This is a genomic window from Providencia sp. SP181 (assembly GCF_050446505.1).
Lineage (GTDB): Bacteria > Pseudomonadota > Gammaproteobacteria > Enterobacterales > Enterobacteriaceae > Providencia > Providencia vermicola.
Genome location: NZ_JBBPXM010000026.1, coordinates 1 through 14,637, shown reverse-complemented (window position 1 = coordinate 14,637; position 14,637 = coordinate 1). Strand labels below are relative to the sequence as shown.

The window sequence follows — 14,637 nt, the reverse complement described above, 5'->3', positions numbered from 1 at the left end:
CGTCCATCACATCACTTCACATCGAGCTGCCAAGAGGAACCCGGCCGAATGAATTGATATTTTTTGAGTTTTTTACGGAGAATGGGGGCATATTCAATAAACCAACGATAAATGGTCGAGCGATGAACTGAAATACCGCGTTCAGCCAGCATATCACTGACGTTGGCATAGCTTAACGGTGTGGAGCCATACCAATGTCAGCACCAAAGGATGACTGTGGGAGCAAAATGTTTCCATTTAAACTCATTCGATGGCATGGCCTATTCCTAATAAGACATAATCAATACTGTGAGTGTTTCTCATCTAGATAATTTTTGCAACAAGCCCCCTTATCATGCGATATACCTGATAATATCTCCTGGTTGGCACTCTAATACCTTACAAATAGCATCAAGAGTGCTGAAACGGATAGCTTTTCCTTTTCCGCTATTTAATATAGATAGATTGGCTTCTGTAATTCCAATTCTTTCAGCTAATTCTTTAGATTTCATTTTTTTTTCTTTTAAGACAGTATCCAAAGTAATAATTATTGACATTTTTAAATCACCAACTCATTTTCTTCTTTCAACTCTTTCCCTTTTTCAAATATATAGCTCAAAGAAAAGACCCCTGCACCCAGTAGTAGCTGCTGTAAACTATATAATTCAGTACTTATTATGGATATATAATCAGAGTTCCATTCATCAAGTATAGAATCAAAGAAAGTACGAATATAAAGATTAGCAATATATCCAATAACAAGTATCAAACCTATACACTTTACATTTCTAATTCTGCTTTTCGTAAATACATTTCCATTACGCACACCTCTACAGAAAAGATACATTTGAAATAGGACAAGAATAATTACCAAATTGTCAACAATAAAATATAAACTATCTCCAGATGTCCACTCTATTATTTTCGCATCTTGAGGGAAAAATTGATTATTACTCCCTGACCAAAACAATAAATAAGCACAAACAACCGAAAGAGCAAACATTAGAAATAATAGTGTAGCCTCCAAGGTCAGACACAACCGAACTTGTATTTTATGTGAGTGAGAAAAATTCCTCATATTAATTTCCTATAGGCTTTAGCTTTTAAAAGCTAATAATTATTGATATTCGATAACTTGTCAAGATCAATTATCGAATATCAATGAATAAAAATACTAAGCAAAGACTCTATCTCATTGATATTATTGGAAAAACACTTTAAGTGAAAAACACCCAACGTTATTGGATTATTACTGGGCTTGTCAGTAAGTGACGATAGTGCTTACTCGTATATTGTGATCCCCTATCACTATGAAAGACTAAGCCTTTTTCAGGGGCTTGTTGCAAATAATCGCCAGGGCTGCTTTTTGCTCAACAGTGATGAATGTTTCACGCAAAAACAGTCTCTACATTGAACAATCGATTCATAAAGGCAGATCGCTCCCGCACCCGAAACTCAGGTTCGTCACGACGTAACCAGTCATCAAATTGGCCTTTATTCAGTTTTCGCAACGTTTCAAATCCTTGAAGTGTTGACCAAGCCCGCTTTGCCAATTTGAAGCCGCCCGTGGCGACAATCAGTTTTTTAATCGGGGCGTGATCCGATTCAATCCGATTGTTGAAGGTTTTGATTTGCCGTTGTTCCACGTCAGCGCGGAGTCTCCCTTCTTTAATTAAGCGAGCGATGGCGTAACCGTAAGCTGCATGCTTATCCGTGTTTAAGGTTTTTGGTTACCGCTCAGCAGTGTAAGGCTTTAATACCCGTTTGAGAAATACATAGGCGGCATGCTGGTTACGTTTGGGTGAAAAATAAACATCCAGTGTGTCTCCGTATTTATCAATTGCACGGTAAAGGTAAAACCATTTACCGTTCACTTTGACGTAGGTTTCATCGAGCTGCCAAGAGGAAACCGGCCGAATGAATTGATATTTTTTGAGTTTTTTACGGAGAATGGGGGCATATTCAATAAACCAACGATAAATGGTCGAGTGATGAACTGAAATACCGCGTTCAGCCAGCATATCACTGACGTTGGCATAGCTTAACGGTGTGGAGCCATACCAACGTCAGCACCAAAGGATGACTGTGGGAGCAAAATGTTTCCATTTAAACTCATTCGATGGCATGGCCTATTCCTAATAAGACATAATCAATACTGTGAGTGTTTCTCATCTAGATAATTATTGCAACAAGCCCCTATTTTTAGCCAAAAACTAAAATAATAGGCACACTGATCCTACTCTGCGGTTTGTCGCCACCGTTTTTTAGCCATTTTATCTCGTCTTTCTAATAATAAAGTGACTGCATGACTCCCTTTTTCCGTACTCATAAACCGCAGTCGGTTTCCGCACAAAATACATTGATACGGATCTGTGTTTAAAAAACCTTTGATAAGGACCGCAAAACCCGGTTTTTCAGGCACGTTAGGATGTATAATATCCAACGCATCATACACTTTGGGTAATAAGCGTCCACGTTTGCGATTGGCTAAAAAGCCGTAATCGAGGATCATCTTAAAATGTCGCGCTGGGGTATGACTGAAATAACGTCGTATCATTTCTTCTTGAGTTAAAGTCTGCCGTCGGTATTGTTGGCTGTAGTGGTCATAGTAATGATGAACCACAGAGGCACTGTTTCAAAGTCTAAATTTTCATCATGACCTCTGCAATGGTTAGGACAGAAAATCTAATTATAGCTGTCTTATTTTAGGGGAAGTGGACACTTCCGCACTGTTAAAAACCATTCGCCCACCGCACAACAGGCATTGGTAAGGATCCACATTCGTAAATTGCTTCATCAGCGAGGCAAAGCCAGGTTTCTGTGGTTTATCTTTTACCATCATACCCAGTGCATCATAGACTTTCGATAATAACGTCCCGCGTTTGCGGTTGGCCAGAAAACCATAATACCGGACCATTTTAAAATGGCGGGAGGGGATATGGCTGATATATCGCCACAGCATCTCTTCTTGAGTGAGCCGTTGAATACGGTGCCGCCCAGTTCGGTGATCAAAGTAATGATGGACTACGGCTCCGCCGGTGTAATGACGTAACTTTGAGGCAGCAATCGGTGGGCGCTTTAAGTAACGACCGAGATAATTGACGTTTTGTCGGGGAGTTCGAGTCTTTTTGGCAAAGTGAATTTTCCAGCGTCGCTGGAATTGTGCCTCAAGAAATTGGCCCCATTCGCGATAGTCACGGATGTGTGGATAGCCCGCAGCGAGTAAGTTGAATGAGGTGTAATTTCTCCGTAGTAGAGCAATGATAGCTTGACGCCAGTAACGCTCAACGATTTTCTTTTTGAAAAAGATGGGTCGCCAGATGCCGTGTTTGAGGCAAAGTCCCCCTCGAGTCACGGATAGGTGAATATGTGGATGGGAATTTAGTTGACGCCCGTAGGTATGCAGGGCGACAAACAGGCCGATTTCAATACCGAGTTTTTTGGCCCATTTGAGCAGGGTATTGGCGGCGCAGGCGAAAAGTTGGTTGAGAAACGGCCAATTATTGGCAAAAATCGCCCAGAGTTTATCGGGCATGGTGAAGGTAATGTGTTGCCATTCACAATCGGGGAGGATGTGTTGTTGCTCGGCAATCCATTGCTCTGTGGCCTTCATGCCACAGGCACTACATCCTTTACTTTTGCAGCTCTGGCAGAAATATTTTGTATGAGAGCAGGCAGGCGAAGCGCAACAATAACGGCGAATGCCCATAGCCCCTGTCCCGCAAGCGAGCATCCGTTCGATGACGAGTTTAGTCCACTCGGAAACGGCATGACCGTTTTTAATGAGAAATTGATCCCAGCCATCATCAATCTGGAAGAGAAGTTTTGCAGGTCGTGGTATGTGCATTGAGGGATTATAGCGAGTGAAGTTGTTTGAATAAAGCGCTACTGTGACAGAGTCTTAGCTCCCGCCATAGGCGGGCAACTGTTCGATGGCATGAATTTAACCTAAAGCGATAATCAATAGTGTGAGTGTTTCTCACTTAGGTATTTTTTGCAACAAGCCCGTTTAGATAGCTTGGCTAAGTAACATAAAAAACTCCGTAATCTCAGGATGATTACGGAGTTTTGCAAAACTGTAGGATCGTTCAACCCATTATTGAGTTCTTAATTGATCGGGATTACGCTGTATATGCATCATTTTTACACCTAATTTGAAATGGAAGTTCATTTATATACATGTTCTTGACGCATTGGATAATTTTGTTCGTAGCCATATGCTATTTCAATTAGCTTAGATTCTTGAAGCGGTAAACCGAAGATTTCAATACCAATAGGAATACCAATTGGTGCAGTCGTTGTTTTAGGACTAAACCCTGCAGGTACTACAATTGAAGGAAAACCAGTAACCGAACTCAGTACACCGTTACGATCAACTTGAATTTCACCTATTGGCACAACTAAACGCTTTTGATGCGGAAAGACAAGAGCATCAAGTTTTTGTTCAGTCATGAGTTTAGTTACATCTTTTTGTAATTTTTTTCGTGCAATTAAACGATTACGGTACTCATCAGAGCTTTTACTTAAAGTTATAGCCTTTTCTATATTAGCTTTGATTCCTTGATCAAACTCACCCGATTTGATCAAAGCTTTTAAGTTACCGATAGCTTTTTGCTTTGGATGAGCAACTAAATAAGTATTTAAATCATCTTCCAATTCATAGAGATGTACACTTGTATCTTTAACTAATGCATCGGCATTAATTGGAGTATTAATTTCAATAATTGTTGCACCTTCCGACTTCATTTGCGCGATTGCATTACGGACAACATTGTTTGTTGATTTATGTACTTCTTGTGTTCCAAAAAAGCTGTTAAGTACACCTATACGTTTGCCTTTTAAGCCATCTACTTTTAATGCTTTGGTATAATCGACATGGTAATTTTCAGCAAGTTTTGTTACGCCGTCACTCGTATCGTATGCGACAATGACATTTAAAACTTTAGCAGCATCTTCAACTGTGCGAGTAATAGGTCCTGCTGTGTCTTGTGTAAATGAATATGGAATAATGCCTGTTCGACTGACTAATCCAATAGTTGGACGTAAACCAACTACGCTATTTGCAGAAGCAGGTGAGCGGATAGAGTTAACGGTATCTGTACCAATTCCGATAAGACCGAAATTAGCAGCAACACCTGCCCCAGTACCACCACTAGATCCACCTGGAGTACGTGTAAGGTCGTAAGGATTTAAAGTTTGTCCAAGCATTGAACTTCGAGTTTCTCCCCAAACAGCAAACTCATGGAGATTTGTTTTTGCAATAACAATAGCTCCTGCATTTTTTAGTTTTTTTACAATAAATGCATCTTGTGTAGGAATATTGTTTCTTAAGCTAATTGAGCCTCCTGTAGTCAGTAAATTTGCTGTATTTATATTATCTTTCAAAAGCACTGGAATTCCTTGTAAAGGTTTGAGTTTTCCGGTCTCCTTAAACTCTTTATCGGCTGCTTCCGCTTCAGCAATAGCCGTAGGGCTAACAGTGATTACACTATTCAAATGTGGCCCCCGATGATTATTATTTTCTATAATATTCAAATAACCCTGCATCGATTCTTTAAATGTTATTTGCTTATTAATCACGGCGTTGTGTAAATCATTAATTGTTAATTCACTAATATCTATATTAGCATTAGCTATTGCACCAAATGAGATACTTAATGTTAATGCCGTAAGCTTAAATTGCACTAATTTCATGTTGTAACTCCTTTGTTCACGGGTAAGTCATTATACTTATGCAAATTGCATACCAATACTTAAATATTAAATAAGCAATTACTAAGTTTCTGTCGCATTAAGAAATGAAATTAGCTAATATCGCGCTTTTACTATATGAACATAAGCACGCCAACGGCGTGCTTATGTTCTGTAGACGAATCACTTTTTTCAATGAATACGGTATCCCGGCAGATTTTGTTCGCGCATTAATAATGAATCAGCTGGATTATAAGCCTGCCGTTAATGAATTAATGATAGAAAGTCTATGTGTAAATGAGTGTTATCGGGGAATGGGGATTGGGCAAACCCTTCTTTCGTACATTAAATATCTGGCTGTTCAGCAGGATAAAAACCTTACTCTTGATGTTATTGCAGAGAATAACGGTGCAATAAGACTTTATGAACGTACCGGGTTTTATGAAATAGGGCGAAAAAAATTCTTTTTTTCCGCCTCTTTGTTTGACTTTCGGCACGTAATAAGAATGCAGTTCAGTCCACACAGTCCTGATTCAGGATCCATGATGAGACAGTTCTGAGTGCCCCGGGCGAATATGCGTATCTCCCTGACAGCAGAAACAATCCCTGTTTCCAAAAAGGCCACTGAGAGGAAAGCTGATAATCAAACCATTCGCTGCGTAAAAGCCCGTGAGTTGCCCCCGGCAATTTCCTGATACAGCGGGGAGTGACTGCTGGTAGTGCTTTGGCCCAGACTGCGGCTGTTTCATCAGCGTCTACATTCCGGTCACCCTTGCCCATCAGAATTAATACCGGAGTATGTGTGCCGGAAATATCTTTCGTCGCATCAGCCAGGGAATTCCTGCGTTCGAAGTCCTGACGCGTACATTGGGAAGTGCAGGGAAGAACAGCTGCTTCTTCTGTAAACTGACGGTCAAAAACCACTGCTTCATTTTTTTAGCATCCTGAATATCATTCAGGTAGCGACCTTCGAATTTAATTCGTTGTCCTGTATAGTATATGCTCTGATCCCGCCAGTTTATCGCTGCACCTATCAGTACAGCAAATTCAGTTGTTGTCAGTTGGCTTGCCTGCGGTACAACCCAACCTGCCTGCGAAAAGCCGAGATAACCTCCGCGACTTTTTTTCAGCTCTGGCTGTTCTCTCAGTTTTTTTAACACCAAAGCCGCCTCTGACCAGACTTAGCCGGATTAAAACGCTAAGACACCATGACCCGATAACCGATCATGGAGAAAAGCAAAGACAAGATGATGTTGTCGCTTCACACCGTTTTGATTAGTACCACATAGGGGCATTAGGTGTTTTATTTGTATTTGTTAGCCCCCAAAAAGGGCAATACAAATAAAATGCTAACCATCAAGAACCAGCAGATGAATGACCAGGCTTAAGATAAGGGGTAAACATTCCTTGAAAACCAGAATAAAAACGAGGGGTAATGAAGACATTTCCTTTAATTTTTCTAGATTCTTCTATACCGACCATTTTAGGACACCCGTCCATAGAATTATATTCCTGAAAATTTTTGTAAGTCATATTACCACACCAAGCCTCACTTGCAGAAGTTACTATATATACACTTAAAAAATCCAGTCTAGGTTCTTTTTCATAGGGAAACCAATAGCTTCTTGTCACACTATATAGTGAGTACCCTTTCATATACGGGATGTAAGCATTTAATATTCGACCATTGAAATCGGCATTTTTAACACTAACAGAAAGGAAATCATGCTTATTAGTATAACTAACGCTGTAATCAGTTTTACCTGTAACCCTCCCCCTGCCATATTCCACTTCGTTTGCTTGGCTGAAATCCATAGCAATATATCCATATCCGCGCATTGATTTGGCTTCATTATAGTCCAGTGTTTTTTCCGTAACACCAGAACATGCGACTGTAAAACTCGACAGCAAAATAATAAATGATAATTTTAATAAAATTTTAAACATACAAGCTCCAACATTTTCCACTCCATTTACCATAACGCGTCATTACGCGTACCGCTGAAACGGCCTGTGCGCGATTTTCCCGCCTGAACCTCAAAACAGTACGTCTTACCACCTCAAAACGCCCCTGAATCGCATACAGAGATTTTCAGCGCAATGCATGACTATGCATCACACTGACTGTGATAGAGTTTCAGCATAAAAACTGAATCAGATCGCCAAAACCCTATGTCACGCAACCCAAAAACGGGCGGAAGACCGACTCCAAAACCTCGTAATATTCAGGAGCTAGTTAACACTCTGAGCGAAGGCGAACTCCTCGCCCTGAACGATTGCATCGTTGAACGTCTACGTTTTCTGCAAAGGCAACGCGCGCAGCAAGATATGACGCAATTCCGCGTTGGCGATGTGGTGCGTTTCACTACCAGCGAAGGACATGTCGTGACTGGCGTACTTATCCGTCTCAATAAAAAATCGGTGTCAGTCCATACTGAAAAAGACCGTCGCTGGACGGTATCACCGCACCTTCTGACGCTGGTCAGACGCCAGTCCGTTACCATTGACAGCTAAAGGGATACGCCTTTAAATCCAGTTCATTTGTTGAAACGGTGAACGGGTACGTAATTTATTGCGTGACAGTGAAGCGTTGGGCAAGCGCAGCGCGTCAGTCTTCCACAGAAGTTATGGCCTCAGTAATCATGTCCATTGTAAACCCCCGACTCTGAAGAAAACGCATCTGACGAGCTTTCTCTTTCGGCTCTGTAGGAAAACTCTCTCCGAATTTTTTTATCCGGCTTTCTGCCGCCATCCGAAACCAGTCTCTATCACAACCACTTATCACGCTTTCGGTAATCTCCCGAGCAATCCCCCTCTGTCGCAGTTCCAGACGGATACGGACCGGTCCGTATTGTTTCCGCAGAAATCGTGAAAGCATATTTTCGGCAATACGCTGGTCATTCAGATACCCGTATTCACGGAGGCGCTGGAGAACAACCTCCACATCCATCCCGTCATCCGTCATCGCGTGAAGCACCCTGCGCATCTCTCCGTTGCTGTAGTCCTTGCGGGCAAGCAGTGTCACAGCGTGCTCATAAAGCGCATCGGTTTTCATTTAGCCCCCCGTTTTTTTAGCAACCAGATTATCGATTTTTTCCTGCAATATTTTTATCTGATGATAATTATTGGCGGCGACGTTGTTGGCGTGCTCCAGTTCAATTTTGACGTAGGCCACGGACGAGAAGATCACCGCAACCGCAAAGAGAAAAACACCAATCAGCCACTTCCAGCTGTAACCCCGTAGCGTGTTATACTCCGCGACAATGTTGCTGCGGATAATCGATATCTCCTTATCGGGGTTTGAGGGCCAATTGAACGAAAACGTACGCTAAGGAGATAATTTATTATTTCTATTGTGATTTGTTTTACACTCGCATTCGACTTACGAATAAAATCCACTATTTAAGCCGCCACTTTCATGTAAGTGGTGGCTTAAAAAATTCCATCATTCAATTTATGTATTTTTCTCGAACTAATTCGATACATCTTTTACGAGAACTGCGGTTTCGCTCATGGGGTGCAAATGGAGAACTGACAGCATCTAAAAGGTTAACTGACATAGTGAGTAATTTTAGTTCATCACCTAAAACAGATTCCTTTTGTTGCTTGTTCGTTACTCTGTCAATTATACGGATAGTAATATCTTTAACAGCAATATGCTCAGGTGAACAGTCTTTCGTACATACCCCATAGGTGCCATTAAGGAAATGTTGCCATTCGGACTCCAACAAAGCACTGAATTCTGATTCATCTTTGTAAATATGATTACTCAAACCGCACAACTCTAACTCATTGATTTTATTTCTATATTTTTTGAAAAAGATATCCTTTAATGATGATGGGTTTTCATGTGCATCTTTTATCGGCACTGTTGCAAAGTTTGAATGACTCATTATGCTAAGCTAACCAACCCACTACGGAAGCTTACCTCATGAATGCATTTAAAGGTCGTCATTTCACTGGTATTATCATTCTTTGGGCGGTGCGTTGGTACTGCAAATACGGCATCAGTTATCGAGAACTTCAGGAAATGTTGGCTGAGCGCGGTGTAAATGTGGCTCACACGACAATCTATCGCTGGGTTCAACGCTATGCACCTGAAATAGAAAAGCGGCTTCGTTGGTATTGGTGTAATCCCTCTGACCTCAACAATTGGCATTTAGATGAAACCTATCTGAAAGTGAATGGTAAATGGGCGTACCTTTACCGAGCTGTCGATAGTCGAGGGCACACCATTGAATTTTATCTCTCACCGCGTCGTAATACCAAAGCAGCTTATCGATTTTTAAGAAAAATATTCAATCGAGCTAAAAAATGGCAAATCCCCCGCGTTATCAATACAGATAAAACTGCACCGTATGGTCGAGCACTTAACCTTCTAAAAGAAGAAGGGAAATGCCCTGCACATGTAGAGCATCGACAAATCAAATTTCACAATAATGTGATTGAGTGTGATCACGGAAAATTAAAGCGCGTGATTAATCCGACCTTAGGATTTAAATCCATCAAAACGGCACATGCGACGATTAAAGGAATTGAAGTGATGCGAGCATTGAGGAAAGGTCAGGCTGAGCATTTTTATTACGGGCAACCATTAGGAGAAGTGCGTCTAGTGAACAGGGCTTTTGGTCTGTAATATAACTGAGCGTCAAAAACTCAGCCCCACCATTTTATTTGCAACAGTGCCTTAATTTTTTTCGTCAACAGTCCCACAAAATTTTGGCGGCTTGCCGCTTACAACCCCGTTTTGAAGCTTTATCCTGACATCAATTTGATGCATACATCAAACTAAAGATGCAAATTAAATCAATGGTTTGTCTCTTTATTCGTCCGTTTCCGTACGATTGGCTCTCAAACCCTGTATCTAATAACTCACTGTCACTACTAAATCTGCACCATGTTCCGTTCAATAAACATTAACGCTGTTATAAAATTTAAGCAAAAAATCATTAAATTTCTCACTTTCATCCAGAAATGGAGTATGCCCGCTATTTTCAAAAATAAACTGTTTCCCCCCCCATAAATTTTGTATTTTAATCGTGTCAATAAATTGGGTGTTGATAAACGGATCCCGTTCTCCATTCAATATCGCAATGGGGGTTTTAATTTTAGAAACTAATTCAGATTGGTCTGCACCTGTACCAGCGATGAATTTGTTGAACATAATCTCTCTGGCAAGCCCATCTGTCCGTTTTACATCTGCGAAGAATTCAGTTGCAAAATTTTCCCCACTGATACTGGTAGCTAACTGGAATAACTGTTCGTCAGTCAGGTCTGCTTTCCCTGCCAATCCAACACTATCTGTTGCATGAAAACCTTCAGTAATATTTTTTGAAGATACAGGAGGTGTCCCTGTTATAACAATTCCGGCGACATCGGAGTAACGAAGTAGTATCTCAAGGCCAATATGCCCGCCTAAAGACCAACCGACGATAACAATCGTATTCAGGCTTAATAGCTCAAACACTTCTGATAAGACATCAGCATATCCTTCCATGCAATAAGTAACTGTCGGGTCGATAGCGTTTAAGGAGCGGCCATGTCCGGGTAAATCAGGAGCAATAATTCGGACTCCACTAAACAAAGGGCTATTAATCTGCTGATAAAAAACTTCCGATGAACATGAGTTGCCGTGAATTAAAACTAAAGTTGGTTTTTCACTCTGCACTTCGTTGTCATAATAGCTTACGGCTCCATGTCTGGTTTCAATATTTTTATATACCATCTTTTACTCCATAATAATCTAGTGGAAGTGAGAAGGATTTTATCGAGACTACATATTTTAGGTGTCTGCGGTAAGTAAATAATTATTCTTATCTTGTCTCTCTGAAACGTTACAAATTTTCCAGCCACAGGACTCAAACAAATCGCAGATACCGGCAACATTCCCGGTAATGCGGACCTTCAGCGGAGCAAGCAACTTTCGCGGAGACCTCCCCGGCAGGTTCACCGTGAATATCGTAGCGGGGTTTCCCTTCCTTCAGGCAGCGCTGGTACTCAATACTGCTGGTCACCACCCGGACAGCCTGTATCCATTCCTAACCATCAAGCGGGCCCCTACCTGATCCCGGATTATTGCGCGACCGGCTTCAGTTGCAGTCGGGAAACCTTTTGCGCGCAGAGAGTCCAGCAACTTACTCTTCCCTGAACCCAGACCGCCTATAATAATTCTTTTGTTTTCAGAAAACATAAAAATGATCGTGTTTACTGCAAATATAGCATGTAGAGAGTAAGAGCCTATCTCAATAGGGATTCATTATTGCATTAGAAAAGAACCATTTCTGTAACCAACGCCTTGCGCCGCCTGACCTTCAGTCATTGAAATGGTGGTAACAGGTAATGATAACACTGCCTATTGAGATAGGCTCTAAGTTATTTCATCATAGCCTGACGAGGATGTTAATGATTTTAATCATTAATAACATGACGTTAGCTGATTAGAGTGGTTTTTTACACGATTGACCTTCAAACCCCGTCATGCGATTCGTGATTGTTGTTTAGCGAGTCTTTGTATGCGTTTTAACGTATCGGCAACATCCGATTCCGTGACAGTCCCGTTAGGCTGACCGTCTTTATCATAGCGTACTGCACCAGGCATAATCGTGGTGCGATATTTCACACTGTGGCTAATGGCCGCCAAGCTGCGTTTCAATTTTTTGTATGAAATCGGCAATTCACGCACTTTTTTATCTGCAAACAAGGCTTCACGTATGCCAACCGCCATCGGTCGCAGTTGTCCATTGGGAAAAAGGTGCGGCCAATATTCTGATAGGTTTGCGATAGCCACCTCTAAAGGGAGATGTTGTTTTGGTGGCGTCGGTAGGGTAACTTTTTTCTCTAAAGGAGTGACAACCGTGTCCTTTTTTTTCTCAGGTTTCGGGGTCGCCTTTTTAGGGCATGCGGTTGGCGCTGTTTTGGCGGATTTATGAGGTTTACGCGGTGTATTGACTACCACCTGTTTACGGCGACGCTGAATAACCGGTTCGGTACTTTCCGACTCTTTTTCTATCGCCGGACGTGTTAACGTCAGTGTTTTGCGTTCCATTCCAACCTCACACCAAAATCGCGTTTATCATCAATACATTAATAGCAGATTATCACGATATTTCACTGAAATCACCCGCCCAAAGGGCAGTAGACGGCAAAAAAAATGACAGAGGGACAATGAAGGTTAAGGCCGTCGAGACCCGCGTGAGCGGTTACGTGCTGTTTAATGCCCCAATCCGCCCTCTGTCCTGGTTGAGCCGACTGAAATTAATACCGTGATTTTGTTTATTTGGCCCTTTGAAAAACGCAGTGAGACGGGCGAGAGGCGCAGCCTCGATGAACGGCTGTAGCTGCGCGTTAAGGTGGCCGTAGGCCAGCTTTACGGGGGCAATGGCACAATGTTAACACCGTAATCTGAGCGACAGCCATTTATGGCTTGTAAGCGAAGGCTTTATTGGTTTATCTTTTTAGAGTGTGCGGCTTGAAAAAGCAGAGCCGCAACTCCTTTTATTAAAAAGGACGTTTAGTTCGGAACCTAAAAACGAATTTAACCTTAAAACCTCAAACTGATTCGAAGTTAATTGCAGAGAATAAACCCATTCGAAGTTAATGGGGTAAATATCCGGGCTTGTTGCAAATAATCGCCAGGGCTACTTTTTGCTCAACAGTGATGAATGTTTCACGCAAAAACAGTCTCTACATTGAACAATCGATTCATAAAGGCAGATCGCTCCCGCACCCGAAACTCAGGTTCGTCACGACGTAACCAGTCATCAAATTGGCCTTTATTCAGTTTTCGCAACGTTTCAAATCCTTGGATCGCTGACCAAGCCTGCTTTGCCAATTTGAAGCCGCCCGTGGCGACAATCAGTTTTTTAATCGGGGCGTGATCCGATTCAATCCGATTGTTGAGGGTTTTGATTTGCCGTTGTTCCACGTCAGCGCGGAGTTTCCCTTCTTTAATTAAGCGAGCGATGGCGTAACCGTAAGCTGCATGCTTATCCGTGTTTAAGGTTTTTGGCTGCCGCTCAGCAGTGTAAGGCTTTAATACCCGTTTGAGAAATACATAGGCGGCATGCTGGTTACGTTTGGGTGAAAAATAAACATCCAGTGTGTCTCCGTATTTATCAATTGCACGGTAAAGGTAAAACCATTTACCGTTCACTTTGACGTAGGTTTCATCGAGCTGCCAAGAGGAACCCGGCCGAATGAATTGATATTTTTTGAGTTTTTTACGGAGAATGGGGGCATATTCAATAAACCAACGATAAATGGTCGAGCGATGAACTGAAATACCGCGTTCAGCCAGCATATCACTGACGTTGGCATAGCTTAACGGTGTGGAGCCATACCAACGTCAGCACCAAAGGATGATTGTGGGAGCAAAATGTTTCCATTTAAACTCATTCGATGGCATGGCCTATTCCTAATAAGACATAATCAATACTGTGAGTGTTTCTCATCTAGATAATTTTTGCAACAAGCCCCATCAACGCCCTCAAAACGATTTTAAGACACGATGACCCTATCAAGTCCCCCAAAATCCACGCTGAAGGTTTATAACGTTTCTGTGCTGTTCTAGTTCGTTTTTAACATCATGAACAGTTGCCCGCCTATGGCGGGAGCTAAGACTCTGTCACAATAGCGTTTTATTCAAACAACTTCACTCGCTATAATCTCTCAATGCACATACCACGACCTGCAAAACTTCTCTTCCAGATTGATGATGGCTGGGATCAATTTCTCATTAAAAACGGTCATGCCGTTTCCGAGTGGACTAAACTCATCATCGAACGGATGCTCGCTTGCGGGACAGGGGCTATGGGCATGCGCCGTTATTGTTGCGCTTCGCCTGCCTGCTCTCATACAAAATATTTCTGCCAAAGCGGCAAAAGTAAAGGGTGTAGTGCCTGTGGCATGAAGGCCACAGAACAATGGATTGCCGAGCAACAGCACATCCTCCCCGATTGTGAATGGCAA

15 protein-coding genes and 5 pseudogenes are annotated in these 14,637 nt (G+C 41.9%); 4 read left to right on the top strand and 16 right to left on the bottom strand.

Annotated features, from left to right (window positions below):
* Positions 1–20: 20 nt before the first annotated feature.
* From AABS66_RS21195 to AABS66_RS21165, 7 genes and pseudogenes are all read right to left on the bottom strand, one after another.
* Positions 21–257, bottom strand: a pseudogene (locus tag AABS66_RS21195) (IS6 family transposase); the annotation flags it as partial.
* 75 nt (positions 258–332) lie between these two features.
* Positions 333–536 carry a helix-turn-helix domain-containing protein gene (locus tag AABS66_RS21190; protein WP_430225283.1) on the bottom strand — a complete coding sequence of 68 codons (204 nt, stop codon included), beginning with the start codon at positions 534–536 and terminating at the stop codon, positions 333–335.
* A 2-nt stretch (positions 537–538) separates the two neighbouring features.
* Complete coding sequence (locus AABS66_RS21185) at positions 539–1,057, bottom strand: DUF2975 domain-containing protein (protein ID WP_430225447.1); 519 nt, start codon at positions 1,055–1,057, stop codon at positions 539–541.
* A gap of 310 nt (positions 1,058–1,367) precedes the next feature.
* Positions 1,368–2,105, bottom strand: a pseudogene (locus tag AABS66_RS21180) (IS6 family transposase).
* A gap of 110 nt (positions 2,106–2,215) precedes the next feature.
* A pseudogene (locus tag AABS66_RS21175) lies at positions 2,216–2,614 on the bottom strand (transposase); the annotation flags it as partial.
* 54 nt (positions 2,615–2,668) lie between these two features.
* Positions 2,669–3,826 (bottom strand): IS91 family transposase, encoded by a 1,158-nt coding sequence (locus AABS66_RS21170; protein ID WP_430225446.1) that lies wholly within the window; start codon positions 3,824–3,826, stop codon positions 2,669–2,671.
* Positions 3,827–4,146: 320 nt separating this feature from the next.
* Positions 4,147–5,673 carry an amidase family protein gene (locus AABS66_RS21165; RefSeq protein WP_430225445.1) on the bottom strand — a complete coding sequence of 509 codons (1,527 nt, stop codon included), beginning with the start codon at positions 5,671–5,673 and terminating at the stop codon, positions 4,147–4,149.
* A 104-nt stretch (positions 5,674–5,777) separates the two neighbouring features.
* On the opposite strand from AABS66_RS21165, the gene AABS66_RS21160 reads away from it, so the two are divergent.
* On the top strand, positions 5,778–6,230 hold the full coding sequence (locus AABS66_RS21160; protein WP_430225444.1) for a GNAT family N-acetyltransferase: 453 nt from the start codon (positions 5,778–5,780) through the stop codon (positions 6,228–6,230).
* Between the two features lie 225 nt (positions 6,231–6,455).
* Here AABS66_RS21160 and AABS66_RS21155 read toward each other — a convergent pair whose 3' ends face one another.
* On the bottom strand, positions 6,456–6,830 hold the full coding sequence (locus AABS66_RS21155) for a hypothetical protein (RefSeq protein WP_430225443.1): 375 nt from the start codon (positions 6,828–6,830) through the stop codon (positions 6,456–6,458).
* Between the two features lie 196 nt (positions 6,831–7,026).
* On the bottom strand, positions 7,027–7,638 hold the full coding sequence (locus tag AABS66_RS21150; RefSeq protein ID WP_430225442.1) for a hypothetical protein: 612 nt from the start codon (positions 7,636–7,638) through the stop codon (positions 7,027–7,029).
* Positions 7,639–7,842: 204 nt separating this feature from the next.
* Here AABS66_RS21150 and AABS66_RS21145 point away from each other — a divergent pair, with 204 nt between their 5' ends.
* Positions 7,843–8,184 (top strand): hypothetical protein, encoded by a 342-nt coding sequence (locus AABS66_RS21145; protein ID WP_430225441.1) that lies wholly within the window; start codon positions 7,843–7,845, stop codon positions 8,182–8,184.
* A gap of 94 nt (positions 8,185–8,278) precedes the next feature.
* Here AABS66_RS21145 and AABS66_RS21140 read toward each other — a convergent pair whose 3' ends face one another.
* The gene (locus tag AABS66_RS21140; protein WP_430225440.1) at positions 8,279–8,725 is read right to left on the bottom strand and encodes a regulatory protein RecX; all 447 of its coding nucleotides are present in this window, start codon (positions 8,723–8,725) and stop codon (positions 8,279–8,281) included.
* 394 nt (positions 8,726–9,119) lie between these two features.
* Complete coding sequence (locus tag AABS66_RS21135; protein ID WP_430225439.1) at positions 9,120–9,563, bottom strand: DUF6058 family natural product biosynthesis protein; 444 nt, start codon at positions 9,561–9,563, stop codon at positions 9,120–9,122.
* 38 nt (positions 9,564–9,601) lie between these two features.
* On the opposite strand from AABS66_RS21135, the gene AABS66_RS21130 reads away from it, so the two are divergent.
* Positions 9,602–10,306, top strand: a complete 705-nt coding sequence (locus tag AABS66_RS21130; RefSeq protein ID WP_430225437.1) for an IS6 family transposase — start codon at positions 9,602–9,604, stop codon at positions 10,304–10,306.
* A 270-nt stretch (positions 10,307–10,576) separates the two neighbouring features.
* Here AABS66_RS21130 and AABS66_RS21125 read toward each other — a convergent pair whose 3' ends face one another.
* From AABS66_RS21125 to AABS66_RS21105, 5 genes and pseudogenes are all read right to left on the bottom strand, one after another.
* Positions 10,577–11,395, bottom strand: a complete 819-nt coding sequence (locus tag AABS66_RS21125; RefSeq protein WP_430225436.1) for an alpha/beta fold hydrolase — start codon at positions 11,393–11,395, stop codon at positions 10,577–10,579.
* Between the two features lie 190 nt (positions 11,396–11,585).
* Positions 11,586–11,705: pseudogene (locus AABS66_RS21120) on the bottom strand (ProQ/FINO family protein); the annotation flags it as partial.
* Positions 11,681–11,860 carry an AAA family ATPase gene (locus AABS66_RS21115; RefSeq protein ID WP_430225435.1) on the bottom strand — a complete coding sequence of 60 codons (180 nt, stop codon included), beginning with the start codon at positions 11,858–11,860 and terminating at the stop codon, positions 11,681–11,683. The gene AABS66_RS21115 and the pseudogene AABS66_RS21120, both read right to left, overlap by 25 nt.
* 285 nt (positions 11,861–12,145) lie before the next feature.
* On the bottom strand, positions 12,146–12,715 hold the full coding sequence (locus tag AABS66_RS21110; RefSeq protein WP_430225434.1) for a ProQ/FINO family protein: 570 nt from the start codon (positions 12,713–12,715) through the stop codon (positions 12,146–12,148).
* Positions 12,716–13,336: 621 nt separating this feature from the next.
* Positions 13,337–14,074 (bottom strand): annotated as a pseudogene (locus AABS66_RS21105) (IS6 family transposase).
* Between the two features lie 266 nt (positions 14,075–14,340).
* Between AABS66_RS21105 and AABS66_RS21100 the strand changes: the two are divergent.
* Positions 14,341–14,637, top strand: a 297-nt coding sequence (locus AABS66_RS21100) for a transposase zinc-binding domain-containing protein (RefSeq protein WP_430225433.1), incomplete at its 3' end; no start/stop codon positions are given.